Genomic DNA, 25,510 nt, shown 5'->3' with positions numbered 1-25,510 from the left:
CCTCAGGAAACGGCCCCTCAGGGGGCGTCCGGCTCACCTTTCGGTGAGCCGGGCCTCCGCCGCGCGCCAGGCCGCCGGATCGCCCTGGGGCTCGTACCGCACCAGCGGCTGGGTGTCGGCGAGGAGTTGCCGCATCGAGGCCCGGTCGCCGACCAGGCCGTGGGTGCGGGCCTGGACGAGGACGTTGCCCAGGGCCGCCGCCTCCGCCGGTCCCGCCACCACCGGCAGCCCGCAGGCGTCGGCGGTGAGCTGGCAGAGCAGGGCGTTACGGGTGCCGCCGCCGACGATGTGAACGACGTCCACGGGATGGTCGGCGAGGGCCTGGGCCTCGGTGACGGCCCGCCGGTGGGCGAGGGCCAGCGAGTCGAGGATGCAGCGGGTGATCTCGGCGGGCGTCTCCGGAACGGGCTGTCCCGACGCCCGGCACGCCTCGGCGATCCGCTCCGGCATCCGGCCGGGCGCGAGGAACGCGGCGTCCCCGGCGTCCACGACCGACCGCAGCGCGGGCACCGCCGCGGCGGCCCGCAGCAGCTCGCCGAGATCCGGGTTCCCCCACTCCCGTACGCATTCCTGGAGCAGCCACAGCCCCATGATGTTCCGGAGGTAACGGACCGTGCCGTCGAGCCCCAGCTCATTGGTGAAGTTGGCCGCCCGGCTCGCCTCGGTCAGCACCGGCGCCTCCAGCTCCAGGCCGGCCAGAGACCAGGTGCCGGTGCAGATGTACGCGAACCGCTCACCGGTCGCCGGGACGGCGGTCACCGCCGAGGCGGTGTCGTGCGACCCGACCGTCGTCACCGGAACCGGTCCTGTCAGCCCGGTCTCCTCCAGCACCCGCCGCTGAAGCAGTCCCGCCGGATCGCCGGGCCGCCGCAGCGGCGCGAACAGCTCCAGGTCGACCCCGAGCCGTGCCGCCACGTCGTACGACCAGTCGCGCGTGCGGGGATCGATCAACTGCGTCGTCGAGGCGTTGGTCAGCTCGGTGCCCAGCTCACCGGTCAGCCAGTACGTCAGCAGATCGGGGATGAGCAACAGCTTCTTCGCGTAGGCGAGTTGGGCGGAGGACCGGGCGGCGACCAGCTGGTACAGCGTGTTGAAGGGCGCGTACTGCAACCCGGTAGCCGCGTACAGCTCGGCGGCGGGCACGGTGGCCCACACCTTCTCCGCGACACCCTCGGTACGGGCGTCCCGGTAGTGCACCGGATTGCCCAGCAGAGCACCGTCCGCGTCCAGAAGCCCATAGTCGACGGCCCAGCTGTCGATCCCGACGGAGTCGACCTGCCCGGCCGCCCTCAGCCCGTCCAGGACGCCCGCGTACAGCGACAGCACGTCCCAGCGCAGCCCCTCGGGCGTGCGCACCGGGCGATTGGGGAACCGGTGGGCCTCGACCAGCTCCAGCGAGTCCCGCCCCGCGCGGCCGACCATGACACGCCCACTGGACGCACCGAGGTCGACCGCCGCGTACGACTTCACGGAGCCGCTCGTCGCCTGCGTGCTCATCGGAGGAAGGCGGCGGCCACGCCGGCGTCGACCGGGATGTGCAGACCGGTGGTGTGCGTCAGCTCCCCGCCCGTCAGCGCGAACACCGCGTTCGCCACGTGGTCCGGCAGCACCTCGCGCTTGAGGATGGTCCGCTGCGCGTAGAACTCGCCCAGCTTCTCCTCCTCGATCCCGTAGGTCGCCGCGCGCTGGGCACCCCAGCCGGCCGCGAAGATCCCGGAGCCGCGCACCACACCGTCCGGGTTGACCCCGTTGACGCGGATGCCGTGCTCACCCAGCTCGGCGGCCAGCAGTCGCACCTGGTGCGCCTGGTCGGCCTTGGTGGCGGAGTAGGCGATGTTGTTGGGTCCGGCGAAGACGGCGTTCTTCGAGGCGATGTAGATGATGTCGCCGCCCAGCCCCTGCGCGATCATCACCCGGGCCGCCTCACGCGACACGAGGAAGGAACCGCGCGCCATGATGTCGTGCTGGAGATCCCAGTCCCTCGCCGACGTCTCCAGCAGCGGCTTGGAGATCGAGATGCCCGCGTTGTTGACGACGAGATCGACACCGCCGAAGGCCAGCGCGGCGGCCTTGAACGCCTCACCGATCTGCTCCTCGTCCGTCACGTCGACGGTCACGGCGACGGCCTTGTCGGCCCCGCCCAGCTCCTCGGCGACGGAAGCGGCGTTCTCGCCGTTGAGATCGGCGACGACGACACAGGCACCCTCGGCGACCAGCCGCTGGGCGATGGCCTTGCCGATCCCGCTCCCCGCACCCGTGACGAGCGCCACCCGCGTCGCGAGCGGCTTCGCCTTGGGCATCCGCTGGAGCTTGGCCTCCTCCAGCGCCCAGTACTCGATGCGGAACTTCTCCGACTCCTCGATCGGCGCGTACGTCGACACGGCCTCGGCGCCCCGCATCACGTTGATCGCGTTGACGTAGAACTCGCCGGCCACCCGCGCGGTCTGCTTGTCCTTGCCGAAGCTGAACATGCCCACGCCCGGGATCAGCACGATCGCCGGGTCGGCGCCGCGCATCGCGGGGGAGTCGGGCTCGGCGTGCCGCTGGTAGTAGGCGGCGTACTCGTCCCGGTACTCGGCGTGCAGTTCCTTCAGCCGTGCGATCGCCGTGTCGAGATCGGCGGCCGGCGGAAGGTCCAGCACGAGCGGCCGGACCTTCGTACGCAGGAAGTGGTCGGGGCACGAGGTGCCCAGGGCGGCGAGGCGCGGGTGCTCCGCGCTCGCCAGGAAGTCGAGGACGACGTCCGCGTCGGTGAAGTGGCCGACCTGCGGCCTGTCCTGCGAGGCGATCGCCCGGACGTGCGGCGCCAGGGCGGCGGCCCGCTCCCGGCGCTCCGAGGCGGCGAGCGCCGCGTACCCCTCGACGGCGGGCCCGAACGGCTCGGCCTTCCCCCGCTCGACGAGGAACCGCTCGGCGGTACGGATGATGTGCAGCGAGTTCCTCTCGCACTCCTCGGCGGTCTCGCCCCAGGCGGTGATCCCGTGTCCGCCCAGCACACACCCGATGGCCTGCGGGTTCTCCCGCTTGATCGCCGCGATGTCCAGCCCGAGCTGGAAGCCGGGCCGCCGCCACGGCACCCACACCACGCTGTCCCCGAAACACTCGGCGGTCAGCTTCTCCCCGTCGGCCGCGCAGGCGAGCGCGATCCCGGAGTCGGGGTGCAGATGATCGACGTGGGCGGCGTCCACCAGCCCGTGCATGGCGGTGTCGATGGACGGCGCCGCCCCACCCTTACCGTGCAGGCAGTAGTCGAACGCGGCCACCATCTCGTCCTCGCGCTCCACCCCCGGGTACACGTCGACGAGCGCCCGCATCCGGTCCAGCCGCAGTACGGCCAGCCCCGCCTCGGTGAGCGTCCCGAGGTCGCCCCCGGACCCCTTCACCCACATCAGCTCCACATCACCCCCGGTGACGGGATCGGTGTCGGTCCCCTTGGCGGACGTGTTGCCGCCGGCGTAGTTGGTGTTACGCGGATCGGCACCGAGCCGACGGGACCGGGCGAGAAGAGCGGCAGCTTCGGGATGGGTTGCCATGCGAGATCAATCCTTACGGTGACGTGTGACTAGAGGGTGCGAGAGAGAGGGGCGCGGGACCGTGGTCGATATGCGGCTACCGCCGCGTGGGCGCGACCGGTCACGAACCGGCCCGCAGCGCGGGACCGACGGAACCCGGCGGACGAGATACGGCAATCGGCTTCAGCCCGGCGCAGCGGTCACGCCCCCCAACCGGCCTGCTCTCCACCGACCCGCTCCTCAACGATCTTCGACGCCCACCCGGACCGGCGGTACGCCCCCATGGGGTCGGCATCCAGCCCCATCTCCTCGCGCACCTCACGCAGCAACGGCCGCACATCCGTGTTGTACGCGTCCATCAGCACGGCGTTGGCCTCCAGCACGTCCCCGGCCTGCTGAGCGGAGCGCAACGCGGCGGTGTCCACCAGCAGTGCCTTCGCCGTGGCCTCCTGCACGTTCATCACCGACCGGATGATCGCCGGGATCTTCGCCTCGATGTTGTGGCACTGGTCGAGCATGAACGCGACCTCGGGAGTGAACCCGCCGCCCCGCACGACCTCGTACATGATCCGGAACAGCTGGAACGGGTCGGCGGAGCCCACCATCAGGTCGTCGTCCGCGTAGAACCGGGAGTTGAAGTCGAACGCGCCGAGCTTCCCCTCGCGCAGCAGCGTCGCCACGATGAACTCGATGTTGGTCCCCGGCGCGTGGTGCCCGGTGTCGACCACGACCTGCGCCTTCGGCCCGAGCTTCAGGCAGTGGGCGTAGGCGGTGCCCCAGTCCGGCACGTCGGTCGCGTAGAACGCCGGCTCGAAGAACTTGTACTCCAGCAGCATCCGCTGCTCGTCCCCGAGCCGCGCGTAGACCTCGGCGAGCGCCTCGGCCAGCCGGTCCTGCCGCTCACGGATGTCGTCCTGGCCGGGATAGTTCGTACCGTCCGCGAACCACAGCTTCAGGTCCTGGGACCCGGTCGCGTCCATGATGTCGACGCACTCCAGCAGATGATCGACGGCCTTGCGGCGGATCGCCGCGTCCGGGTGGCAGACGCTGCCCAGCTTGTAGTCGTCGTCCTGGAAGGTGTTGGAGTTGATGGCGCCCAGCTTCACGCCACGCTCCTGCGCGTGCTTGGCGAGGGCCGCATAGTCCTCGACCTTGTCCCAGGGGATGTGCAGCGCGACGGTCGGGGCCACGCCGGTGAACTCGTGGACCTTCCCGGCGTCGTCCAGCTTCTCCCAGGGATCGCGCGGAACACCCTGTTGGGCGAACACCTTGAAGCGTGTTCCGGAGTTTCCGTACGCCCACGACGGCGTCTCGATGGCCTGGGTCTTGAGGGCGGCCTTCACCGCGGCGAGCTCGGTCACGTCAGGGCTCCTACCGGCTTCGATGTCTGAAACGATTCAGTACCGGAAACTATGAGCGGCTCGCCGGACTGTCAACCCCTGGGCTGAATATCGTTCGCCGTGACCCTGTTGTGACCACTTCTATCGAAAGAATTTCGACCGAACCCCATTGACGTGACATGCGTGTGATGCCTAACGTCCCGGCAACCCAGTTGAAACCTTTCACGACGCACTGAGGCAGCTTCACCGCTAGCCACCGGCCGTCGTCGAGGAGCCCCCATGACCCACCGGTCCGACACGGGTCCGGCCCCCGTTCTCGCCTTGAAGGGCATTTCCAAGTCCTTCGGCGCCGTCCGCGCCCTGCGGGACGTGTCCTTCGAGCTGTTCCCCGGCGAGGTGCACGCAATCGCCGGGGAGAACGGCGCGGGCAAGTCGACCCTGATCAAGAGCCTCGCAGGGGTGCACCGACCGGACTCCGGTCAGGTGCTCCTCGACGGCGAGCCCACGGTCTTCCACGGCCCGGCCGACGCCCGCGACGCGGGTATCGCCGTGATCTACCAGGAGCCCACTCTCTTCCCCGACCTTTCGATCGCCGAGAACATCTTCATGGGCCGCCAGCCGCGGCGCGCACTCGGCCGCATCGACCACAGGGCCACCCACGTGGCCACCCTCGCCCTGATGCAGCGGCTCGGCGTCGAACTCGACCCCGACCGTCCGGCGCGCGGCCTGTCCATCGCCGACCAGCAGATCGTCGAGATCGCCAAGGCGCTGTCCTTCGACGCCCGCGTCCTGATCATGGACGAGCCGACGGCGGCCCTCACCGGCAGCGAGGTGGCCCGGCTCTTCGGTGTCGTCCGCACCCTGCGCGAGCAGGGCTCCGCCGTCCTCTTCATCTCCCACCGACTGGAGGAGATCTTCCAGATCTGCCAGCGGGTCACCACCCTGCGCGACGGCGCCTGGATCTCCAGCGAACCGACCGAGGGCATGACCGAGGACGACCTGGTACGCCGCATGGTCGGCCGCGACCTGGCGGAGCTGTACCCGAAGCAGGAGGTCGAGCCGGGCGAAGTCGCGCTGAGCGTGCGTCGGCTGACCCGCGAGGGCGTCTTCACCGACATCTCCTTCGACGTCCGCCGCGGCGAGATCGTCGGCCTGGCCGGCCTCGTCGGCGCCGGCCGTACGGAGGTGGCGCGAGCCGTCTTCGGCATCGACCGCTGGGACGCGGGCGAGGTCGACCTCGGTGGCAAGGCGCTCACCAACGGCGCCCCGTCCCTCGCGATGGCCGCCGGGCTCGCCCTGGTCCCCGAGGACCGCCGCGCCCAGGGCCTGGTGATGGACATGTCCATCGAGCGGAACATCGGGCTCACCGGACTCCGTACGGCCGTGAAGGCCGGGCTCGTCGACCGCGGCGCCGAACGCAGCCGCTCCCTCGACTGGGCCGTCAAGCTCCAGGTGAAGTACGCCCGGATCGCCGACAGCGTCAACACGCTGTCCGGCGGCAACCAGCAGAAGGTCGTCCTCGCCAAGTGGCTCGCCACCGGGCCGAAGGTGCTGATCGTCGACGAGCCCACCCGGGGCATCGACGTCGGTACGAAGGCCGAGGTGCACCGCCTCCTCAGTCAGCTCGCCGCCGACGGGGTGGCCGTGCTGATGATCTCCTCCGATCTGCCCGAGATCCTCGGTATGGCCGACCGCGTGCTCGTGATGCACGAGGGCCGGCTCACCGCCGAGATCCCTCGCTCCGAAGCCACCGAGGAAACCGTGATGGCCGCAGCCACCGGGAGGGCCGCCGCATGACGGTGACCACCCCTCAGAACACCCCCGTCGCCGAGGTGCCCAAGTCCAGCGGCACCCGGCTCGTGGACCGCGTCTTCAAGATGCGTGAACTCGCCATCCTGGTCGTCTTCCTGGTGATGATCGTCGTCACCCAGCTGGGCAACAGCGAGTTCCTCACCGAGCAGGGCATCAAGGACCTCCTGCTCAACGCGACCATCCTGGTGCTGGTCGCCGTAGGCCAGTCGCTGGTCGTCATCACCCGGAACGTCGACCTGTCGGTCGGCTCCACCCTCGGCATCAGCGCCTTCGCCGCCGGCATCTATCTCCAGGGCGGCGGGAACCCGGTCGTGGCCGTGCTCCTGGCGGTCCTGCTGGGCATCGGCTTCGGCCTGCTGAACGGTCTGCTCGTCAGCCTCGGCCAGGTGCCCGCCCTCGTGGTCACCCTCGGCACGCTCTACATCATCCGGGGCATCGACTCGATCTGGGTCGGCTCCCGCCAGATCACCGCGTCCGCCCTGCCCGACGGATTCATCGACTTCGGCTCCGGCGGTATCTCCGCGGTGCCGTACCTGGCGCTGATCGCGGTGGTGGTGCTGGTGGCCACGGCGTACTACATGAAGCACTTCGGCAGCGGCCGCGAGCTGTACGCCCTCGGCTCCAACCCGGAGGCCGCCCGGCTCGCCGGCATCCCGGTCCGCAAGCGGATCCTGGTCGCCTACACCTTCTGCGGCGCCCTCGCCGGCCTCGCCGGAGCGCTCTACCTGGCCCGCTTCGGCAACGTCGACTCCAGCACCGGCAACGGCTACGAACTCACCGTCGTCAGCGCCGTCGTGGTCGGCGGCGTCGTCTTCACCGGCGGCTCCGGCAGTGTCTACGGCGCGGCGCTCGGCGCCCTCCTGCTGACCTCCATCAACAGCGTGCTGCCCGCCCTCGGCGTCAGCTCGGTGTGGGTGCTGGCCATCAACGGCATCCTGCTCATCCTCGCCATCGCGGTGGACCGTGTGGTCGCGCTGCGGGTGGCTGCAGCCCTGAAGAAGAGGAACGCCCGCCATGGCTGACTCCACCCTGTCGCGCGCGAGCCGCTGGTCCGCCCTGAAAAGGTGGGATTCGGCCGTCGGTGCCACGTTCATCGTCGTGCTCCTGCTGTCCTTCTCCACCGTGGACGGCTTCGGCAACGCGCTCAACCTGTCCTTCCTCATCGGCAACACCCTGCCGATCGCGCTGGTCGCCCTCCCGATGACCCTCCTCGTGGTCTCCGGCGAGATCGATCTGTCGGTCGCCTCCACCGCCGGCCTGTCCGGCGCGGTGATGGGCGTCCTGTGGAACCAGGGCCTGACCATCGAGGCGATCATCCCGATCTGTCTCCTCCTCGGCGTCGTCTGCGGACTGATCAACGGCCTGCTGGTCACCCGGCTCGGCCTGTCCTCCCTCGCCGTCACCATCGGTACGCTCGCCGCCTACCGGGGCATCGCGCAGATCGTGCTCGGCTCCGACGCGGTGACCGACTTCCCCACGCAGTACCTCGACTTCGCGGCCGGCCGGATCGGCGACAGCTTCGTTCCCCGGGCACTCATCCCCTTCCTGGTGCTGCTCGTCATCGCCGTGATCGTCCTGCACGCCACCCCGTTCGGGCGTTCCCTGTTCGCGATCGGCGCCAGTGAGGAGGCCGCACGCTTCACCGGCATCCGTGTCAAGCGCCAGAAGCTGATCCTCTTCACGGTGACCGGCCTCATGGCCTCCCTCACCGGCATCTTCTGGGCGCTGCACTACGCCAGCGCCCGCTACGACAACGCGACCGGACTCGAACTCTCCGTCATCGCCGCCGTGTTGCTCGGTGGCATCGACTTCGACGGAGGCAAGGGGACGCTCGGCGGCGCGATCGCCGGCGTGTTCCTGCTCGGCACCCTGCAGAACGTGATGAGCCTGCAGGACGTCTCGGCGCAGTCGCAGATCGTCGTCACGGGTGTCCTGCTCGTGCTGTCCGTGCTCGGTCCCCGGGTGGCGAGGCAGGTCGCTCTCGCTCGGGCCGGCCGAAAATCCGCGGGTGGCTCCGTCGGAAAGACCGTTGGAAGGACGGTCACCTGAAATCTGCCGGTCGTTCGTGGCTGGTCGCGCGGTACCCCCGCGCCCCCAAGAAGCAGTTCCCCGCGCCCCCGAGAAAACGGGCGTGTCACACCACTCCTCCTCGTAAAGGAACCCTCGTCATGCGCAGAGCAACCCTCCGTCGTTCCTGTGCGGCGCTCGCCGCCGTCACCTCCTTCGCTCTGGCCGCCACCGCCTGTGGCGGCACCACGAAGACCGACGTCAAGGACGACACCGCCACCGCGGCGGCCACCGGCAAGGCCGACCCGAACGCCGAGCTGAAGAAGGGCCTGACCGTCGGCTTCCTGCCCAAGCAGGTCAACAACCCGTACTTCACCTCCGCCGACAAGGGCGGCGAGGCGGCCCTGAAGGAGCTCGGCTCCAGCTACAAGGAGGTCGGCCCGTCCAGCGCCACGGACACCTCCGGCCAGGTGAACTACGTCAACACGCTCACCCAGCAGCAGGTCGACGCCATGGCCGTCTCCGCGCAGGACCCGGGCGCCCTGTGCACCGCGCTCAAGCAGGCCATGAGCAACGACATCAAGGTCGTCACCTACGACTCCGACACCAAGCCGGAGTGCCGTAACGCCTTCGTCTCGCAGGCCAGCGCCGAGGACCTCGGCCGCACCGAGGTCCAGCTGCTCGCCGAGCAGATCGGCTTCAAGGGCGAGATCGCCGTCCTGTCGGCCGCGCAGACCGCGACGAACCAGAACGTCTGGATCGACTTCATGAAGAAGGAGCTGGAGGACCCCAAGTACAAGGACATCAAGCTGGTCAAGGTCGCCTACGGTGACGACGACGCCCAGAAGTCCTTCCAGCAGACCCAGGGCCTGCTCCAGGAGTACCCGAAGCTGAAGGGGATCATCTCCCCGACCACGGTCGGCATCAAGGCCGCCGCCCAGTACCTGTCGGGCTCCAAGTACAAGGGCAAGGTCAAGCTGACCGGCCTCGGCACCCCCAACGACATGCGCAAGTACGTCAAGGACGGCACCGTCGAGGGCTTCGAGCTGTGGGACCCGGCGAAGCTCGGTGAGCTGGCCGCCCGTACCGCGGTGGCGCTGGCCTCCGGCCAGATCACCGGCAAGGAGGGCGAGACCTTCACCGCCGGTGCCATGGGCGAGTACACCATCGGCAAGGACGGCGTGATCAGCCTCGGCAAGCCCACCGTGTTCAACAAGGCGAACATCGACAAGTTCGACTTCTGATCACCGAACCGGCGTTACAGCCACCCCCCTCACCCCAGGAGCGGTATCTCATGCAGCGCGTCTGCTTCCTCCTCAAGGTCCGTCAGGACCGGATCGACGAGTACCGCGAACGGCACGCAGCCGTGTGGCCGGAGATGCTTCAGGCTCTCTCGGCCACCGGCTGGCACAACTACTCCCTCTTCCTGCGCGACGACGGCCTCCTCGTGGGCTACCTGGAGACCGAGGACTTCCAGGCGGCACTCGCCGGCATGGAGGCCGCCGAGGTCAACGCCCGCTGGCAGAAGGAGATGGCGCCGTTCTTCGAGTCCCTCGACGGCGCCCGGCCCGACGAGGCCATGAAGCCCCTCACCGAGGTCTTCCACCTCGCCTGACCCCCGCAGGTCGCAACACCCTCCCCCTCCCCATTTCGCTCGACAATGGAGTCCCCGAGATGAAGAGACGTACGCTGCTCGGCGCCGCACTCGCCGGCGCCGTGGTGAGCCCCGTCCTCGGCGCCGCCACCGCCCGTGCCGCCGACCCCGGCCCGTCCGTCAGCCAGACCGGCAACACGCTGCTCGACAGCCAGGCCATCTTCTTCGTGTCCTACGACGGCCTGGTCAACAACAACTCGTTCCAGAAGAACGGTCTGCTGACCTACAAGGGCTACCAGTACGCCGTCTGGTACACCGCCGACCGCAACGCCGTCGTCGGCCGCCGCGTCCTGGGCTCCAGCACCTGGTCCACGGTCCAGGTCGGCCACACCCTGCGCTACAACGACTCCCACAACGTCATCTCCATGGGCGTCTCCAAGGTCGACGGCCGTCTCCACCTCAACATGGACTCGCACAGCGACGGCTTCACCTACGTCAAGTCGGTCGCCGGCCTCATGGACAACCCGGCGGGCCTGAGCTGGACCACGAGCCGCTTCGGCGCCCCGCAGTCCACCCTCGACGGGCTGGCGCTCACCTCGCAGTTCACGTACCCGCAGTTCGTCTCGATGCCCGACGGCAAGCTCCAGCTGAGCTACCGCGTCGGTATCTCCGGCAACGGCCGCAACGCCATCGCCGAGTACAACGGCACCTCGTGGACCAACCTCGGCGAGTGGACCAGCTCCACCGGCACGTACACCAGCGAGCACGGCTCCAGCACCGTCCGCAACATGTACCTGCACGGCATCGACTACGACAAGAACGGCCGGCTGCACTCCTTCTTCACCTGGCGCGAGCAGAACGGCGCCGTGATGTGCAACGGCGGCGGCATCACCAACCACGACACCGGCTATGTCTACTCGGACGACCTCGGCCGCACCTGGCGCAACAACGCGGGCACCGCCGTCGGCACCACCGGCGGTTCCGACAAGGTCTCCGTCACCGACAGCGGACTGGTGATCGACGCGCTGAACCCGGACCACTCCCTGATGAACCAGGAGAGCCAGGCCACCGACTCGGCCGGCCGGCCGCACGCGATCATCAGCTACGTCCCGGGCCGCTTCGGCCAGTGCACGACGAACTACGTCACCAACCGCACCGCGAACGGCCGCGCCTTCCACGTCCGCAAGAACTCCTCCGGCACCTGGCAGAAGACCGAGATCCCGGTCGCGCTCGGCTCCAGCCAGCGCACCAAGCTGGCGCTGGACAAGTACAACAACGCGTACGCGATCCTGCCCTTCGGCCGGATATGGGGAGCGTCGGCCTCCTCCGGCTACACCGACTGGAAGGTGCTGTTCGACGCCAGCGGCCTCAACGCCTTCGGCGAGGTCGTGTTCGACGAGAGCCGCATCGCCCAGGACAATGTCCTGTCCGTGATGTACCAGGTGAAGTCCAGCGGTACGACGCCGTCGGCGCTCCGTGTCGTCGACTTCGCCCTGCCCGCCTGATTCCCGCACCCAGGGCAACGATTCTGCCGCCTGACCGGGCCGTTCAAGTAGCGGCCCCGACGGTAGTGTGAACGTATGCCCGCCGCTCCATACCTTCCTGGAGGTCCCCGTACGATGTCGCAGCCGGTGGGTATCAAGGACGTCGCCGCAGCCGCCGGAGTCTCCGTCGGCACGGTTTCCAACGTCATCAACCGGCCCGACTCGGTGGCCTCCGGGACCCGGGCCCGGGTGCAGGCGGCGATCGACCGTCTCGGCTATGTCCGCAGCGAGTCGGCGCGCCAACTGCGGGCCGGGCGGAGCCGGATCATGGGGCTGCTCGTGCTCGACATGGGCAACCCCTTCTTCGTCGACGTCGCGCGTGGTGCCGAGCGGGCCGCGCGCGACGCCGGACTCGGCGTGATGGTCTGCAACAGCGCGCAGAGCGCGGGCGAGGAGTCCGACTACCTCTCTCTCTTCGCCGAACAGCGGGTGCGCGGAGTGCTGCTCACCCCCGCCGACGCGACCGGACGCAACATCGCGGCGTTCCGCCGCCACGGCATCCCCTTCGTCCTCGTCGACCGGGTCGCCGAGGGCACCACCGAGTGCTCGGTCTCCGTCGACGACGTCGCGGGCGGCGCCCTCGCCGTTCGTCACCTGGTCGACGCGGGCCACCGTTCCATCGCGTACGTCAGCGGACCGGCGGGCCTCAACCAGGTTCGCGACCGCCGTACGGGCGCCCTGAACGCCCTGCGTGAGGCGGGACTCGGCGCCGACGCCCTGCGGGAGTTGCCCACCGAACGCCTCGACGTGGCCGCCGGCCGGGACGCGGGCGCCCGCCTCCTCGGCCTCGTCGACCGCCCCACCGCCGTCTTCTGTGCCAACGACCTGCTCGCCCTCGGCGTGCTCCAGGCCATGTACGCGGCCGGGGTGAGCGTCCCCGGGGACCTCGCCATCGTCGGCTACGACGACATCGAGTTCGCCGCCGCGGCCGCCGTCCCCCTCACCTCCGTACGGCAGCCCGCCGTCACCATGGGCGCCCTCGCCGCCGAACTCCTCCTGGAGGAGACCGAGGCCGAGACCGCGCTCCTCCGGCACGAGCACCGGCGGGTCGTCCTCCAGCCGGAGTTGGTGGTGCGGCGCTCCAGCCTCTCGGCGCGCTGAGCGCCGGTTCAGCGGCCGCACACCGACGGCGGCCGAGGTGCTGATCCCCGGTTCAGCGGGAATTTCTTGATCCACGGGGTCGGCCGGGCGAAGAATCTGTGTTGGACTGGACCACGGCCTGGAATCCGTCCGCTCAGGGAGCCCTGTTGTCCGTCAGCTACCGGCAGCCCGGTGTCGTCCTCACCGACCGCCGCTTCACCGTCCCCCTCAATCACGACGACCCGGCGGGGGAGCGGATCGAGCTCTACGCGCGCGAGGTCGTCGCGAGCGACAAGGCGGACGCCGAACTGCCCTGGCTGGTCTATCTGCAGGGCGGCCCCGGCTTCGGGGCCAACCGCTTCGTCGGCCGCGAGGCGTGGCTGGACCGGGCCCTGGAGGAGTACCGGGTCCTGCTCCTGGACCAGCGCGGCACAGGTGCCTCGACCCCCGCCAACCGCCAGACCCTCCCGCTGCGCGGCGGCCCCGTCGAACAGGCCCACTACCTCGCCCACTTCCGCGCCGACTCCATCGTCCGGGACTGCGAGGCCATCCGCCCCGAGGTCACCGGCGGCGCCCCCTGGGCCGTCCTCGGCCAGAGCTTCGGCGGCTTCTGCGCGGTCACCTATCTGTCCGAGGCGCCCGAGGGCCTGAGCACCGTCCTCATCACCGGCGGACTGCCCTCCCTCGACGGGAACGCCGACGACGTCTACCGGGCGGCCTACCCGCGCGTCGAACGCAAGGTCGCCGCGCACTACGCCCGCTATCCGCAGGACGTCGAGCGGGCCCGGCGGATCGCCGAGCACCTGCTCCAGCACGACGTCGTCCTCCCGAACGGATACCGGTTCACCGTCGAGGCGTTCCAGTCCCTCGGCATCCTCCTCGGCCGCGGCGACGGCAGCCACCGGCTGCACTTCCTCCTGGAGGACGCCTTCGTCCGCGCCCCGCGGGGCCCCGTCCTCGCCGACTCCTTCCAGGAGGAGGTCCAGGGCCTGCTGTCGTACGCGGGCCACCCGCTGTACGCACTCCTCCACGAGGCTTGCTACGGGCAGGACGCGGGCCACACGGGCTGGGCGGCGGAGCGGGTGCGCCGCCAGTTCCCGCAGTTCGACGCCGCCAAGGCGCTGACCGGCGACGGCCCGGTGCTGTTCACGGGAGAGTCCGTGCACCCCTGGATGTTCGACAACGACCCCGCCCTGCGCCCGCTGCGCGAGACCGCGCGGGACCTGGCCGAGGAGCGGGGCTGGCCGCACCTGTACGACCCGGACCAACTCGCCGTCAACGAGGTCCCGGTGGCCGCCGCGATCTACCACGACGACATGTACGTCGACACGGCCCACTCCCTGCGGACCGCCCGCGCCATCCGGGGCCTGCGCACCTGGGTCACGGACGAGTTCGAACACGACGGCGTACGGGCCGGGGGACCACGGGTGCTGGACCGGCTGCTGGCGCTGACCCGGGACGAGGAGTGAGCGACGGCGGGTGAGCCGGGCGGTGCCAGTCCGCCCGGCTGTCGGTGACGCGGGTTACTGTGCGCCCATGACGGATCCTCAGAAGGACCAGCTCAAGCCCATGCCCGACGACTGGCGGCGCGCCCTCGCCGTCGTGGCCCACCCGGACGACCTCGAGTACGGCTGCTCGGCGGCGATCGCCGCGTGGACCGACGAGGGCCGCGAGGTCGCGTACGTCCTGGCGACGCGCGGCGAGGCCGGCATCGACACCCTGGAGCCCGCCCGGTGCGGCCCGTTACGTGAGAGGGAGCAGCGGGCGAGCGCGGCCGTCGTGGGTGTGTCGGAGGTCGAGTTCCTCGACCACGAGGACGGCGTCATCGAGTACGGGCTCGCCCTGCGCAGGGACATCGCGGCCGCCATCCGCCGCCACCGCCCCGAACTGGTCATCACCCTCAACCACCGCGACACCTGGAGTGGGGTCGCCTGGAACACCCCCGACCACGTGGCGGTGGGCCGCGCCACCCTGGACGCCGCAGGCGACGCGGGGAACCGCTGGATCTTCCCCGAACTCGTCGAACAGGGCCTGGAACCCTGGGACGGCGTCCGCTGGGTCGCCGTCGCCAGTTCCTCCCACCCCACCCACGCCGTCGACGCCACCCCCGGCCTCGACCGTGCGGTCGCCTCCCTCCTGGAACACCGCAGCTACATCGAAGTGCTGACGAAGGAGGACCCCGAGACGTATGTCCGCGACTTCCTCACGGGGTACGCGCGGACCATGGGGGAGCGGTTCGGCGGCAGGCCGGCCGTGGCCTTCGAGGTGTTTCCCCGGTGACGGGCGAGCCGGGCGGGGTGCGGTTGGAGCCCTGGTCCCCGGACGACTTCTGGCTGCTCCGGCGCATCAACACGCCTGGGATGACCGAGCACTTGGGTGGGCCGGAGACCGAGGAACAGCTCGCCGCCCGGCACCGCCGCTATCTCGCCGTGGCGGCCGGGCGGATGTACCGGGTCGTGTTGGCCGGCACCGGCGAGACCGTCGGCTCGATCGGCTACTGGGAGCATGACCGGCAGGGCGAGACGGTGTGGGAGACCGGATGGGGTGTGCTGCCCGAGTTCCAGCGCAGGGGGCTGGCCGTACTGGCCGCCCGGGAGGTCGTCGGGGTGGCGCGGGACGCGAACACCCACCGCCATCTGCACGCGCTGCCCCGTGTGGAGAACGCCGCGTCGAACGCGGTGTGTCGCAGGGCGGGATTCACGTTGCTCGGTGAGGTCTCCGCGGAGTACCCGAAGGGCCACTGGAGCGTGTCGAACGACTGGCGGCTGGATCTGGGGCGGGACGCCGACGTCCGGCAGGAGTTCGCCGATGTCAGTCGAAGACGATCATGAGGCCCCTCGGCAGCCGCGAATTCATCGGTGAGTTCTCGTTAGGGTGAACCGTATGGAACAAGGATCCGGTGAGGCTTTCGACCCGCATGACCTGCGCGATCTGCGCGCGGACTGCGGCAGCTGCTTCGGTCTGTGCTGCGTCGCCCTGCCCTTCGCAGCCTCGGCCGACTTCGCCGTCGACAAGGCCGCGGGCAAGGCGTGTGGCAACCTCCGGGACGACTTCCGGTGCGGTATCCACACCCGGCTCAGGGACGAGGGCTTCAACGGCTGCACGGTCTACGACTGCTTCGGCGCGGGGCAGAAGGTCTCCCAGGTCACCTTCGGGGGCGAGAACTGGCGTACGGGCGGCCGCGAGCACGCCCGGCGCATGTTCGACGTCTTCCCGGTCGTACGCCAACTCCACGAACTGCTGTGGTACTTGACCGAGGCGCTGACCCTCCCCGCCGCCGGCCCGGTGCACGCCGATCTCCGTCGGGCACTGGACGAGACCGAGCGGCTGACCGGGGGGACGGCCGAGGAGCTGGGGGAGCTGGACGTCGCCGCGCACCGGCAGCGCGTCAACGAGCTGTTGCTGCGGGTCAGTGACCTCATGCGAGCGGGCGCCGGGCGCAAGCGGAACCGGCGCGGCGCCGACCTCATGGGTGCCCGCCTCAAGGGTGCCGATCTCAGAAAGGCCAACCTCCGGGGCGCCTACCTCATCGCCGCCGACCTGACCGGAGCCGACCTGCGCGGCGCCGACCTGATCGGTGCCGACCTCCGTGACACCGACCTCACCGACGCGGACCTGACCGGCGCCTTCTTCCTGACCCAGCCCCAGCTCAACGCGGCACGCGGCAGCACCGGCACACGGCTGCCGACGTCAGTCACCCGCCCCGGTCACTGGACAGCGTGACGGCGACGACGGCGATGAAGGCGACGACGAAGGCGACGGCGGCGCCGACGACGAGGGCGGCGGCGGTTCCTGCGGGGTGTCCGGCGCCGCACCCACCCGCCGCTCCACGTTGAGCCGCAGCCCGTCCGGCATCAGGGTCAGCCGCTCCGCCACCCGCAGCCGATAGTCCGGCTCCGGCCTCAGCTCGTACCGGCGCAGCAGCAGCCCCAGCACCAGCGTGGCCTCGTGGAGCGCGAACTGACGGCCGATGCAGGCCCGCGCACCCGTGCCGAACGGCTTGAACGTGTGCGGGGCCCGACCGCGTACGGCCGCCGCGTCGAACCGGTCCGGGTCGAACCGCTCGGCGTCCGCGCCCCACACCTCCGGGTCCCGGTGCAGCATCGCCGTCAGCACCAGCGCCCAGGCGCCCCGTCGCATCGGATGGACCCCGCCCAGCACGGTGTCCTCGCGGGCCTCCCGCGAGAAGGCCGGCGCCGTCGGCCACAGCCGCAACGCCTCGTCCAGCACCCTGCGCACATACCGCAGCTTGGCCACCTGCTCGTAGCCGGGCCGCACGGTGTCGCCCCACACCTGCTCCACCTCGGCGCGGGCACGGGCGGCCAGGTCCGGATACCGGGCGAGGTAGTGCAGGGCGAACGAGAGGGCGCCCGAGGTGGTCTCGTGCCCGGCGACCAGGAAGGTGATGACCTGCCGACGGACGTTCTCGGCGGACAGCCGCTCCCCGCTCTCCGGATGCGCGGTCTCCAGCATCCGGTCGAGCAGGTCACCGCCACCGGCACCCCGACCGCCACCACCGCCACCGGTGCCCTTGCCACCGGAAGACCGCCGCGCCCGCACCACCGCGTCGACCGTCTCGTTCAGGTACGCCATGTCCGCCCGGTTCTGCCGGGCGGCGCTCCGCAGCAGCAGCGGGACCAGCGGGTCGGGGACGACGTTGCGGCGCTGTGCGTACGTCAGGGTGCCGACCATGGCGGCGACGAAGGGGTGCGGGCGGGTGCGCTCGAAGGAGCCGAAGTCGTGGCCGAAGCCGGTGCGGGCGATCGTCTCCAGCGTCAGCTTGGTCATGTCGCCGGGTACGTCCACGGTGTCGCCCGCCGTGCCCGCCCGGTCCCAGTGCTCCATCAGCCGCTCGGCGACGTCGAGCATCATCGGGTGGTAGCCGGCCATGGCCTCCCGGCTGAAGCCCGGAGCGAGGACATCGTGTGCGAGCTGCCAGTTCGGCTCGTGGTTGTACGCCGTGAAGAGCCCGTCCCCGGCCACCGGCCGCAGATTGGCGACCCCCACGCCCACATGCTTGGCGAACCGCGCCTCGTCCGCCATCTCGGCCGCGAGCCCCGCGCCCCCGACGAACACGATCTCCTTGCCGAACGCCTTCCGCCGGAAGATCGGCCCGAGCCGCCGCCCGAGGCGTACGGACTCCTGGACCGGCGTACGCACGTTCGTGCCGAGCGCGTCGCCGATGAGGGGGAGCCGGTACGGCGGGTGCGGTATGCGGCTCAGTTCCGGCCAGCCCAGCTCCGCGCTGCGGAAACCTCTGACAGTCGTGGTCCCCGTCGTCGCCGTCATGACCACATCTCCCTCGCGCGTACGCCGTGCCGGAGCCGTCGCAGCTGTTGTACTCGGGTTCAATAGCGGGATCAGTCTCGTCCTGTTGTTGAACCCACGTCAAGTAAGGTGACGGTATGGCAGCCAGGCAGGGAGAGCGCCCGCGTCGCCGGCTCGGCACCGAGGAGCGGCGGGAGCAACTCCTCGCGGTCGGGGCGCGGCTCTTCGCGGAGAGCCCGTACGACGACGTGTGGATCGAGCAGGTGGCCGAGATCGCCGGCGTCTCCCGCGGGCTGCTGTACCACTACTTCCCGAACAAGCGGGTCTTCTTCGCGGCCGTCGTGGAGCGTGAGAGCGAGCGGATGCTGCGGATCATGACGCCCGCCCCGGGCCGGTCGGCGCGCGAGCGGCTCGCCAACGGGCTCGACGCCTTCCTCGCGTACGTCGAGGAGCACGCCCACGGCTTCCGCGCCTTCCACCGTGCCGACGCCACCGGCGACCAGGCCGTGCGCAAGGTCTATCAGCGGGCGCTGGCCGTGCAGGAGGCGCAGATCCTGGCGGCGCTGGCGTCGGACGCCGAGTTCGGGGCGGTGCTCGACGGGCGTCCGGAGATGCGGCTCGCCGTGCGCGGGTGGCTGTCGTTCACGACGGCGGTCTGTCTGGAGTGGCTGAGGGGTTCGGAGCTGTCCCGCGAGCAGGTGCGGGACCTGTGCGCGCGGGCGCTTTTCGGGGTCATCGCCGCGTGAGTCCGTTCGCCGCGGCGAACGGAAAGTCCATGGATCGGCCCACGGTGGTTGGCGTACGCCCTGATCTTCGATAGGTTAGGCAAGGCTTACCTAATGGAGGTTTGGGATGGGTGACCGTCACATCTGGACGGCCGCGCCCGCCGCGGCGGAGCGTGCCCGCTCTGTGCTCGCGGCGGCGTGGTCCTGCGCGGTGACCGCCGAGGGCGGCCGTGAGGAGTTCGTCGGCGCGCACACCGTCACCGAGGACGGCCGGGTGATCCTGTGCGTCCCCGAGGACAGTACGCTCGTCGCCGCCGCGATCTGCGCGCCGCGCGGCGAGCCGTCGGCCGTGCTGGAGTTCGCCGACGTGGCACCCGTCCCCGTGCGCGACCGTATCCGGACCCGGCTGTGGATCGCCGGCTGGTTCGCGCCCAAGGACGGCGACCTGGTGTTCCGGCCCACCCGCATCGTGCTGCGCGAGCCGTCCGGCGCGGTCGTGGTCGACCTCGACGAGTTCGCCGCCGCCCAGCCGGATCCGCTGGCCATGGCCGAGTCCCGGCTGCTGACCCATCTCGCCGACGCGCACCCCGACGCCGTCGAGCGCCTCACCCGGCTCGTCCCGCACGACAGCCTGCACGGCGCCGTACGCGTCCAGCCGCTCGCCGTCGACCGGCACGGCCTGACCCTGCGCATCGAGCGGGTCCGCGGCAACGGCGACGTACGCCTGACGTTCCACGAGCCCGCCGACGACATGGCGCAGCTCACCGAGCGGATGCACATCCTGCTCTCCCGGGCGAGCGCCGCGTCCTGCCCGCGTGCCCTACAGCGGCAGCGCACAGACGGCGACGGGTGACGCGAACGGCTCGCCCGCGCGCCGCAGTTCACCGGTTCCGGGGTCGACCCGGAAGACACTGACCGCGCTCGACCGCTGCAGCGCGGCGAACAGCAGGCCGCCGTCCGGCGAGAGGGCGATCTGGCGCGGGAAGTCCCCGCCGACCGGCACGCTGTCGAGGAGCTTCAGCCGTGCGCCGTCCGCCTCGACCGCGTAGCGCGTCAGGCTGTCGTGCCCCCGGTTGGCGAGATACGCGTGCGAGCCGTCCGGCGTCACGACCAGCTGCGCCGGGTAGTTCGTGCCCGAACCCGTGCCCGTCGACTGCGGGTCACCGGGGGTGAGCCGGCCGCTGCCGGGGTCGTAGGCGCAGACCACGACCGTGTTGTCGACCTCGTTGGCGAGATAGGCGTACCGGCCGTCGGGATGGAAGGTGAGGTGCCGCGGCCCCGCACCCGACCGGGTGCGCGCCCGGGAGACCTCGGTGAGCGTTCCCCGGGACTCGTTCAGGCGGTAGGTGTAGACCGTGTCGGTGCCCAGATCGACGGCCAGGACGTGCCCGCCGTCCGGGCTCGTGATGACCTGGTGCGCGTGCGGCCCGTCCTGCCCCGGGCCCGGCGCCGGACTGCTGTGCACGACCAGATCCGTGCGCTCGCCCAGCGCCCCCGAGTCCTCGACCGGGTGCACGGCGACACTGCCCGAGCCGTAGTTCGCGCTCAGCAGCCACCGCCCGCTCGGGTGCACCGACAGCTGGCACGGCGCCTCGCCGCCGCTGCTGCGGGTGCCGAGGACCTTGCGGTCGGACAGGCGCACGGCGGTCACCCCGCCCTCCGTGCGCTCGTTCACGGCGTACAGCGTCCGGCCGTCCGGGTGAACGGCGAGGTACGAAGGGTCGGGGACACCGGTGATCGTCCCCTTGCCCGTGACCCGGCCGCTGCGGGTGTCGTACGTCGCCACGCCGATGCCGGTGCCGCCGCCCTCGACCGAGGTGTACGTACCGATGTACAGCGGCCGGGGGCCGGTCCGGGTGGGCGCGGGGGAGGGCGTGGCGGTCGCGGACGCGGTTCCCGCCCCGGCCTCCGCCTCCGGCGAGGGAGCCGTCGGAGCGTTCCGCGCGGGGGAGGACGACGTGGGGCCGGCCGTCCCGTCGGAGCCCGCGCAGCCGGCCAGGGTGGCCGGTACGGCCGCTCCCGCCAACAGCCCCAGGACGTGGCGCCTGCTCCAGCCGCCTCGGTCCCCTGCCGCCTCACTCGTCATTCGTGCACCTCGGGTGTCGCTCGTCTCGGCCGTCACCACCTTGACGGGTACGAGCGCCTCCGCGCAAAGGCGACGGCGGGCGTCGCGCGCCATGCGACGCCCGCCATCGCGTCGGCTGTCGGGACCGGCTACCAGTCGCCGTCCTGGATCGGCTTGCCCGGTGCGTCACCGAGCGGCTTGACCTGGCCGGGGGCAGGTGCCTGCCACGGGTCGAGGTCGTCCCCGAGCCAGCCGCCGACGGGCTTCACCGTGCCGAGGGCGTCGGCCGGGTCGAGGTCGTGGCCGTCCTGGTCGTAGTAGTCGAACCAGGGGAGCCCGGCCCGTGTGTAGGCCGCACGGTCCACGGGTGACGGCGGCGGGGCCTCCCCGGTGATCCGGTGCCACTCGGGCGGCGTGACCAGGTGCACGAAGACCCGCCCGGCCGGTGTCCCGGCCCAGCTGCCGCGCGGCCGGGTGTCCTGGTAGACCTCCTGGCGCATCGAGCCGCCGACACCGAGGCCCATCGCGGCAGGCGCCCGGGGCGGGGCGGCGGGAGCGCCGGGCCTCGGGGCCGCGCCGGGAGCCGCCATGAACCCGCTGGACCGGGGCGGCACAGGTGCGGCACCCGGCGGCGGCATCGGGACCGGGCCCGTGCCGCCGAAGACGTCGTAGGCACCGAGTTGTCGCAGGCCTCGCTCCCGCTCGGCGCGCAGCCGCTCCTCCTCCCGCCACAGGGCGAGCTGCTCGTCGTTCAGCGGGAACGACTGCAGCTGGACCCCGCCGAACACCTCCTCGCCGGTGACCTGGCCCTCGACCGTGGCGCCGAGCCCGAGCGGGACGGCCACGAACTGCCTGACCGTGCCCTTGCCGGAGTTGATGCCGTCGAGCCACGGCTGCCGCGGCAGCACCACGTAGTTCTGTGGATCGCGTGCGAGCGTGCCGCTCCACGGCTTGCCCGACACCGCGCACACCTTGCCGACGCCGACCTGGAGCGCGGCCGGTTCCGTGGAACCGCCGAAGTGCAGCCACATCGCCTCGCGCAGATACACGGGGAGCATCACACCGCCGCGCGCCCGCATCTCCTCCGGAGCGGTCCGTGGGTGGTCCTCCACCCGCCGGATCGGGAAGTCGCCCAGGCCGGGCGGGAGTTGGTGCGTGCCCGTCTCCGGCAGGCGCAGGGTGCGCTTGAAGCGCACCTGCACACCCCCCGGCAGACGCAGAGTGGTCCCGTCGATCCGCACGGCGCCTTCGGTCATTCCGTACGCCCCCTCGATCTCGTGTGGTGCCTCGTCACTTGCTACGGCGTAACTCGATTCGGCGTCACTTAGTACGTCCGGCGGGGCCGGACCGGTTCCGCTGGAGGAGGCGCGGGACGCGCACGCGGTCGCGCAGGCGCGTGAGCCGGGGGGAGCGCTCGCGCTGTTCGCGGGTGCAGCGGTCCAGTTCCTCCAGGAGCCGCTGGGAGCGGTGCTCGGTGTCCAGCTCGTCCAGTATGCGATTGACCTCCGTCAGCACGGCACCGTGCAGATGCCATTGGCCGGCGTCCCGCTGGACGTCCTCGAGGAGCAGCTGGGCCAGCTTGTCGCGGGTCGCGGTGGCCGCCGACAGCTCGGCGGTGAGCCGGCCCTCCGCGGACTCGGCGCTACGGCTGACATCGGTCGTGACCAGCACCGCGAAGCTGACCACCGCGTCGCCGATCTCGGCGAGCAACCGCTCGACGGCCGCCCCCACCTGGGAGGAGAACAGTGGACTCGGCTCCCGCTCCTTGGCGAGGTCGGTCAGGGTACGGGCCAGCACCCGCAGGACCACCGTGCAGATCTCCAGCGTGTCCAGCCCGGTGCGCAGCACGACCCGGTGCAGCAGACCCTCCCGTACGCGCGGATTGAGCTTCAGGCTGTCCTCGGCCTGCTGGAGGGCCGCGTCCACCTCGACGATGTCGAAGTCGAGTTTCCTGGCCTCGTGCAGCCGGGCCGCCGCGGCCTCCGCCGGGGTGCGGCCCGCGGCCTCCTCGCCGACGCGGATCATCAGCCGCCGCATCCGCCGGGCCAGGTCCTCGATGGACTCGCCGGCCGCCTCCACCCACACCGGGGGAGCGAGCAGGAGGTTGAAGGCGAGCCCGACGACCGCGCCGATCAGCGTTTCCAGGACCCGCGCCCACGCCGTGTCGCCGACCCTGGTCACCCCGAGCACCAGCATCGCGCTGATCGCCACCTCGGGCACGAACTCGCTGACCCGCACCAGATGTCCCACCGCGAGCGAGGCCAGGATGATCAGGGCGAGGCTCCACCAGGTGAGGCCCACCAGGACGCTGAACCCGATGGCGATGACGACGCCGGCGACCACCGAGTTCACCCGCCGGATACCCGTGGTGAGCGTGGCGTAGAGGGTCACCTGCACGACGAGGAGCGCGGTGAGCGGAGCCGTCAGGGGCGCCGCCTCCGAACTGACCTGCAGCGCCACCACATAGGCCACGGTGGCCGCCGCCGCCGACCGCACCGACTGCACGATCACCGGGTCCTGCCGCCATTTCGCGACCCGCTCGCCGATCAGGCCCCACACACCACGTACGTCTCGCATCCTTGCGCTGTTCCCGTTCCGCCGCTCCACCGAACTCCTGATCGAGGACAGTACGCCGGAGGCGGGGGCACCCTCCTCTCCGCGGGAGAAGGGGTGTGCTCAGTCGTACAGCTTCTCGAGGAACGCGGAGAGATTGCCCACCGTCCGGGCGATCTGCTCCTCCGGCGTGAGGCTCTCCTCGAACCGGCTCCCCGTGTCGAGCGCCTTCCTGCCCCGCACATACAGCGAACAGGCCAGGTCGGCGCACATGTACAGGCCCACGGAGTTTCCCTCGCGTCCGGCCGCGCCCGCCTTCCGGGCCGTCATCAACGAGACTCCGCCGCCCCGGTGGGTCGTCAGACACAACGAGCACATGCTCCGATGGAGAAAGCCGCGCTGTGCGGAGGGAAAGCGCAGGGTGACACCGAACGGCCGACCGGCCCGCTCGGTCACGAGGTAGCTGCGGTCGGGCGCGCCCGGGTCCCGCCAGCCGAGGAAGTCCAGATCGTCCCAGGGTCGTTCCTCCAGATCGCGAGGCAGGGAGATCCGCTTCGCCTCGCCCTTGGAGCAGTTGACGAACGAGCCGCGGATGTCCTGCTCGGTGAGCGGCTTCATGGTGGTTCCTCCAGAAAGTGGCGATCGAACAACAAAACCTAGGGGCCCTAGGTTTTCGCCTAAGTTACTCGGGCCATTGGGGGAGGCCAATGGATTTTCGTGCGAGGGCTACTCCGCTCCTGCTCCGCCCAGGTGCTCGTCGGTGGCCACACGCCGGGCGTGCGCACGCCCGACGTGTATGCCCGGGCCACCGGTTCGGTGCGGCCGGTGGCGGTCCAGCGGGCGGAGAGGCGGAGGGGTGGTGGTTGGCGCCGTCGACGGTCGGGCCGTTCGTGAACAGGGGTTCAGCCGTGCGGGCCCACCTGGCAGAGTGGGGCCCGCACGGCTGCGGACGACGCGACGAGGGGGACCGGAGTGGACGACGGGGAGCGGGCACGGCTCGTCCTGGCGGCGGCGGGGCTGCCGCCGGAAAGCCTCGCCGAGCGGCTGCCGCTGAGCGGCGGCACGTACAACACCGTCGAGGAGCTGCGCCTCACCGACGGAACCCGGCTGATCCTCAAGATCCCCCCGCCGTCAACCACCCCCCGCCTGGCCTACGAGAGCGAACTCCTCGGCGCGGAGGCCGAGTTCTGCCGGGCCGCCGAGACCGTCGGCGTCCCCGCGCCCCGGGTGGCCGGAGCCGCCCTCGACGAGACCGCCCCGACCGGCCGCCACCTCCTGCTCACCCACTGCCCGGGTGGTGGATGGGACGGTCTTGAGCATGGTCAAAAGGCTCTGCTGCGGCGGGAGTTGGGCGGTCTGGTGGCCCGCCTCCACGAGGTGACCGGCCTCGGCTTCGGCTACCCGTCCGGCGCGTTCGGCCCCCTCACCACCGACTGGCGCACCGCCTTCGCCGCCCTCTACGACGCCATACTCGCCGACGCCCGCCACTTCCGGGCCTGGCTGCCCCTTCCCGTGGACGAGGTGGCCCGCACGGCGGAGGCCGCGTACGACGCCCTCGACGAGGTGACCGTGCCGCGTCTGGTCCACTTCGACCTGTGGCAGGGCAACATCCTCGTCGAGCGCGGAAAGTCACCGCGCGTCGGCGGCCTGATCGACGGCGAGCGCATGTTCTGGGGCGACCCGGTCGCGGACTTCGTCTCGCTGTCGCTGCTCGGAGACATCCGGCAGGACGCCGACTTCCTGGCGGGTTATCAGGAGGCGGGCGGAGCCGTCGAGTTCACGCCGTCGGTGCGCCGACGGTATGCCCTCTACCGCAGCTACCTCTACTTGATCATGCTGGTGGAGGCGGTGCCGCGCGCCCTGGACGACGAGCAGGTCGCGTGGCGGCGGGAGGCGGTGGCGCCGCAGCTGACGGCGGCGCTGGATGAGCTGCGCGACCTTGCCTGACGCACCTGGTTTGAGTCGATCAGGCCGAGGTACCCGCGTCCGGTGCACGACAGGAAGGAGCAC

General features: G+C 70.9%; 22 protein-coding genes. 14 read left to right on the top strand and 8 right to left on the bottom strand.

The features are described from left to right. Nucleotides 1-33: 33 nt before the first annotated feature. The 3 genes from OG622_RS06670 to rhaI form a co-directional block, all read right to left on the bottom strand. On the bottom strand, nucleotides 34-1,497 hold the full coding sequence (locus OG622_RS06670; RefSeq protein WP_371574078.1) for a rhamnulokinase family protein: 1,464 nt from the start codon (nucleotides 1,495-1,497) through the stop codon (nucleotides 34-36). Beyond that, nucleotides 1,494-3,533 carry a bifunctional aldolase/short-chain dehydrogenase gene (locus OG622_RS06665; protein ID WP_371574077.1) on the bottom strand — a complete coding sequence of 680 codons (2,040 nt, stop codon included), beginning with the start codon at nucleotides 3,531-3,533 and terminating at the stop codon, nucleotides 1,494-1,496. The genes OG622_RS06670 and OG622_RS06665 overlap by 4 nt, the downstream gene beginning before the upstream one ends. Nucleotides 3,534-3,712: 179 nt before the next feature. Beyond that, entirely contained in the window at nucleotides 3,713-4,873 is a 1,161-nt protein-coding gene (gene rhaI, locus OG622_RS06660; RefSeq protein WP_371574076.1) for an L-rhamnose isomerase, read from the bottom strand. A 258-nt stretch (nucleotides 4,874-5,131) separates the two neighbouring features. On the opposite strand from rhaI, the gene OG622_RS06655 reads away from it, so the two are divergent. The 11 genes from OG622_RS06655 (at nucleotide 5,132) to OG622_RS06605 (ending at nucleotide 16,612) form a co-directional block, all read left to right on the top strand. Continuing rightward, nucleotides 5,132-6,649 (top strand): sugar ABC transporter ATP-binding protein, encoded by a 1,518-nt coding sequence (locus OG622_RS06655; protein WP_371574075.1) that lies wholly within the window; start codon nucleotides 5,132-5,134, stop codon nucleotides 6,647-6,649. Further along, the gene (locus tag OG622_RS06650; protein ID WP_371574074.1) at nucleotides 6,646-7,686 is read left to right on the top strand and encodes an ABC transporter permease; all 1,041 of its coding nucleotides are present in this window, start codon (nucleotides 6,646-6,648) and stop codon (nucleotides 7,684-7,686) included. The genes OG622_RS06655 and OG622_RS06650 overlap by 4 nt, the downstream gene beginning before the upstream one ends. Beyond that, entirely contained in the window at nucleotides 7,679-8,713 is a 1,035-nt protein-coding gene (locus OG622_RS06645; protein ID WP_371574073.1) for an ABC transporter permease, read from the top strand. Before OG622_RS06650 ends, OG622_RS06645 begins: the two co-directional genes overlap by 8 nt. Before the next feature lie 119 nt (nucleotides 8,714-8,832). Then, nucleotides 8,833-9,915, top strand: coding sequence for a rhamnose ABC transporter substrate-binding protein (rhaS, locus tag OG622_RS06640; protein WP_371574072.1), 1,083 nt, complete (start codon nucleotides 8,833-8,835; stop codon nucleotides 9,913-9,915). Nucleotides 9,916-9,965: 50 nt separating this feature from the next. Then, nucleotides 9,966-10,286, top strand: a complete 321-nt coding sequence (locus OG622_RS06635) for an L-rhamnose mutarotase (protein ID WP_046705789.1) — start codon at nucleotides 9,966-9,968, stop codon at nucleotides 10,284-10,286. Nucleotides 10,287-10,345: 59 nt separating this feature from the next. Next, nucleotides 10,346-11,770: a BNR repeat-containing protein gene (locus OG622_RS06630; protein WP_371574071.1), complete on the top strand. Its 1,425-nt coding sequence runs from the start codon at nucleotides 10,346-10,348 to the stop codon at nucleotides 11,768-11,770. Nucleotides 11,771-11,884: 114 nt separating this feature from the next. Continuing rightward, a complete protein-coding gene (locus tag OG622_RS06625; RefSeq protein ID WP_371574070.1) occupies nucleotides 11,885-12,910 on the top strand; it encodes a LacI family DNA-binding transcriptional regulator in 1,026 nt (341 codons plus the stop codon). 146 nt (nucleotides 12,911-13,056) lie between these two features. After that, nucleotides 13,057-14,358: an alpha/beta fold hydrolase gene (locus tag OG622_RS06620; RefSeq protein WP_371574069.1), complete on the top strand. Its 1,302-nt coding sequence runs from the start codon at nucleotides 13,057-13,059 to the stop codon at nucleotides 14,356-14,358. Between the two features lie 67 nt (nucleotides 14,359-14,425). Further along, nucleotides 14,426-15,169 (top strand): PIG-L deacetylase family protein, encoded by a 744-nt coding sequence (locus OG622_RS06615; protein WP_371574068.1) that lies wholly within the window; start codon nucleotides 14,426-14,428, stop codon nucleotides 15,167-15,169. Then, nucleotides 15,166-15,720, top strand: a complete 555-nt coding sequence (locus OG622_RS06610) for a GNAT family N-acetyltransferase (RefSeq protein ID WP_371574067.1) — start codon at nucleotides 15,166-15,168, stop codon at nucleotides 15,718-15,720. The genes OG622_RS06615 and OG622_RS06610 overlap by 4 nt, the downstream gene beginning before the upstream one ends. A gap of 52 nt (nucleotides 15,721-15,772) precedes the next feature. Beyond that, on the top strand, nucleotides 15,773-16,612 hold the full coding sequence (locus tag OG622_RS06605; RefSeq protein WP_371574066.1) for a pentapeptide repeat-containing protein: 840 nt from the start codon (nucleotides 15,773-15,775) through the stop codon (nucleotides 16,610-16,612). Here the strand turns inward: OG622_RS06605 and OG622_RS06600 are convergent. Beyond that, nucleotides 16,580-18,178 carry a cytochrome P450 gene (locus tag OG622_RS06600; RefSeq protein WP_371574065.1) on the bottom strand — a complete coding sequence of 533 codons (1,599 nt, stop codon included), beginning with the start codon at nucleotides 18,176-18,178 and terminating at the stop codon, nucleotides 16,580-16,582. The genes OG622_RS06605 and OG622_RS06600 overlap by 33 nt on opposite strands. A 116-nt stretch (nucleotides 18,179-18,294) precedes the next feature. On the opposite strand from OG622_RS06600, the gene OG622_RS06595 reads away from it, so the two are divergent. Beyond that, nucleotides 18,295-18,903 carry a TetR/AcrR family transcriptional regulator gene (locus OG622_RS06595; protein ID WP_371574064.1) on the top strand — a complete coding sequence of 203 codons (609 nt, stop codon included), beginning with the start codon at nucleotides 18,295-18,297 and terminating at the stop codon, nucleotides 18,901-18,903. A gap of 106 nt (nucleotides 18,904-19,009) precedes the next feature. Then, entirely contained in the window at nucleotides 19,010-19,735 is a 726-nt protein-coding gene (locus OG622_RS06590) for a DUF2470 domain-containing protein (protein WP_371574063.1), read from the top strand. Here OG622_RS06590 and OG622_RS06585 read toward each other — a convergent pair. The 4 genes from OG622_RS06585 to OG622_RS06570 all read right to left on the bottom strand — a co-directional run bounded on the left by OG622_RS06585 (nucleotide 19,703) and on the right by OG622_RS06570 (nucleotide 24,118). Further along, nucleotides 19,703-20,968, bottom strand: coding sequence for a lactonase family protein (locus OG622_RS06585; RefSeq protein ID WP_371574062.1), 1,266 nt, complete (start codon nucleotides 20,966-20,968; stop codon nucleotides 19,703-19,705). The genes OG622_RS06590 and OG622_RS06585 overlap by 33 nt on opposite strands. 128 nt (nucleotides 20,969-21,096) lie before the next feature. Continuing rightward, nucleotides 21,097-22,203, bottom strand: a complete 1,107-nt coding sequence (locus OG622_RS06580; RefSeq protein WP_371574061.1) for a hypothetical protein — start codon at nucleotides 22,201-22,203, stop codon at nucleotides 21,097-21,099. Nucleotides 22,204-22,267: 64 nt separating this feature from the next. Then, entirely contained in the window at nucleotides 22,268-23,524 is a 1,257-nt protein-coding gene (locus OG622_RS06575; protein ID WP_371574060.1) for an aromatic acid exporter family protein, read from the bottom strand. Nucleotides 23,525-23,623: 99 nt separating this feature from the next. Beyond that, nucleotides 23,624-24,118, bottom strand: a complete 495-nt coding sequence (locus OG622_RS06570; RefSeq protein WP_371574059.1) for an FBP domain-containing protein — start codon at nucleotides 24,116-24,118, stop codon at nucleotides 23,624-23,626. A 354-nt stretch (nucleotides 24,119-24,472) separates the two neighbouring features. Between OG622_RS06570 and OG622_RS06565 the strand changes: the two genes are divergently transcribed. Continuing rightward, a complete protein-coding gene (locus OG622_RS06565; RefSeq protein ID WP_371574058.1) occupies nucleotides 24,473-25,447 on the top strand; it encodes a phosphotransferase family protein in 975 nt (324 codons plus the stop codon). Nucleotides 25,448-25,510: the final 63 nt, after the last annotated feature.

The organism is Streptomyces sp. NBC_01314, from assembly GCF_041435215.1.
Lineage (GTDB): Bacteria > Actinomycetota > Actinomycetes > Streptomycetales > Streptomycetaceae > Streptomyces.
Note: the sequence above shows the minus strand (reverse complement) of the source record. Positions and strands in the feature narration are given on the sequence as shown.

Coding starts and splice junctions, on each gene's coding strand:
- OG622_RS06670 (WP_371574078.1), bottom strand. CDS start 1,497: ATGAGCACGCAGGCGACGAGCGGCTCCGTGAAGTCGTACGCGGCGGTC.
- OG622_RS06665 (WP_371574077.1), bottom strand. CDS start 3,533: ATGGCAACCCATCCCGAAGCTGCCGCTCTTCTCGCCCGGTCCCGTCGG.
- OG622_RS06655 (WP_371574075.1), top strand. CDS start 5,132: ATGACCCACCGGTCCGACACGGGTCCGGCCCCCGTTCTCGCCTTGAAG.
- OG622_RS06650 (WP_371574074.1), top strand. CDS start 6,646: ATGACGGTGACCACCCCTCAGAACACCCCCGTCGCCGAGGTGCCCAAG.
- OG622_RS06645 (WP_371574073.1), top strand. CDS start 7,679: ATGGCTGACTCCACCCTGTCGCGCGCGAGCCGCTGGTCCGCCCTGAAA.
- rhaS (WP_371574072.1), top strand. CDS start 8,833: ATGCGCAGAGCAACCCTCCGTCGTTCCTGTGCGGCGCTCGCCGCCGTC.
- OG622_RS06635 (WP_046705789.1), top strand. CDS start 9,966: ATGCAGCGCGTCTGCTTCCTCCTCAAGGTCCGTCAGGACCGGATCGAC.
- OG622_RS06630 (WP_371574071.1), top strand. CDS start 10,346: ATGAAGAGACGTACGCTGCTCGGCGCCGCACTCGCCGGCGCCGTGGTG.
- OG622_RS06625 (WP_371574070.1), top strand. CDS start 11,885: ATGTCGCAGCCGGTGGGTATCAAGGACGTCGCCGCAGCCGCCGGAGTC.
- OG622_RS06615 (WP_371574068.1), top strand. CDS start 14,426: ATGACGGATCCTCAGAAGGACCAGCTCAAGCCCATGCCCGACGACTGG.
- OG622_RS06605 (WP_371574066.1), top strand. CDS start 15,773: ATGGAACAAGGATCCGGTGAGGCTTTCGACCCGCATGACCTGCGCGAT.
- OG622_RS06600 (WP_371574065.1), bottom strand. CDS start 18,178: ATGACGGCGACGACGGGGACCACGACTGTCAGAGGTTTCCGCAGCGCG.
- OG622_RS06595 (WP_371574064.1), top strand. CDS start 18,295: ATGGCAGCCAGGCAGGGAGAGCGCCCGCGTCGCCGGCTCGGCACCGAG.
- OG622_RS06590 (WP_371574063.1), top strand. CDS start 19,010: ATGGGTGACCGTCACATCTGGACGGCCGCGCCCGCCGCGGCGGAGCGT.
- OG622_RS06585 (WP_371574062.1), bottom strand. CDS start 20,968: ATGACGAGTGAGGCGGCAGGGGACCGAGGCGGCTGGAGCAGGCGCCAC.
- OG622_RS06580 (WP_371574061.1), bottom strand. CDS start 22,203: ATGACCGAAGGCGCCGTGCGGATCGACGGGACCACTCTGCGTCTGCCG.
- OG622_RS06575 (WP_371574060.1), bottom strand. CDS start 23,524: ATGCGAGACGTACGTGGTGTGTGGGGCCTGATCGGCGAGCGGGTCGCG.
- OG622_RS06570 (WP_371574059.1), bottom strand. CDS start 24,118: ATGAAGCCGCTCACCGAGCAGGACATCCGCGGCTCGTTCGTCAACTGC.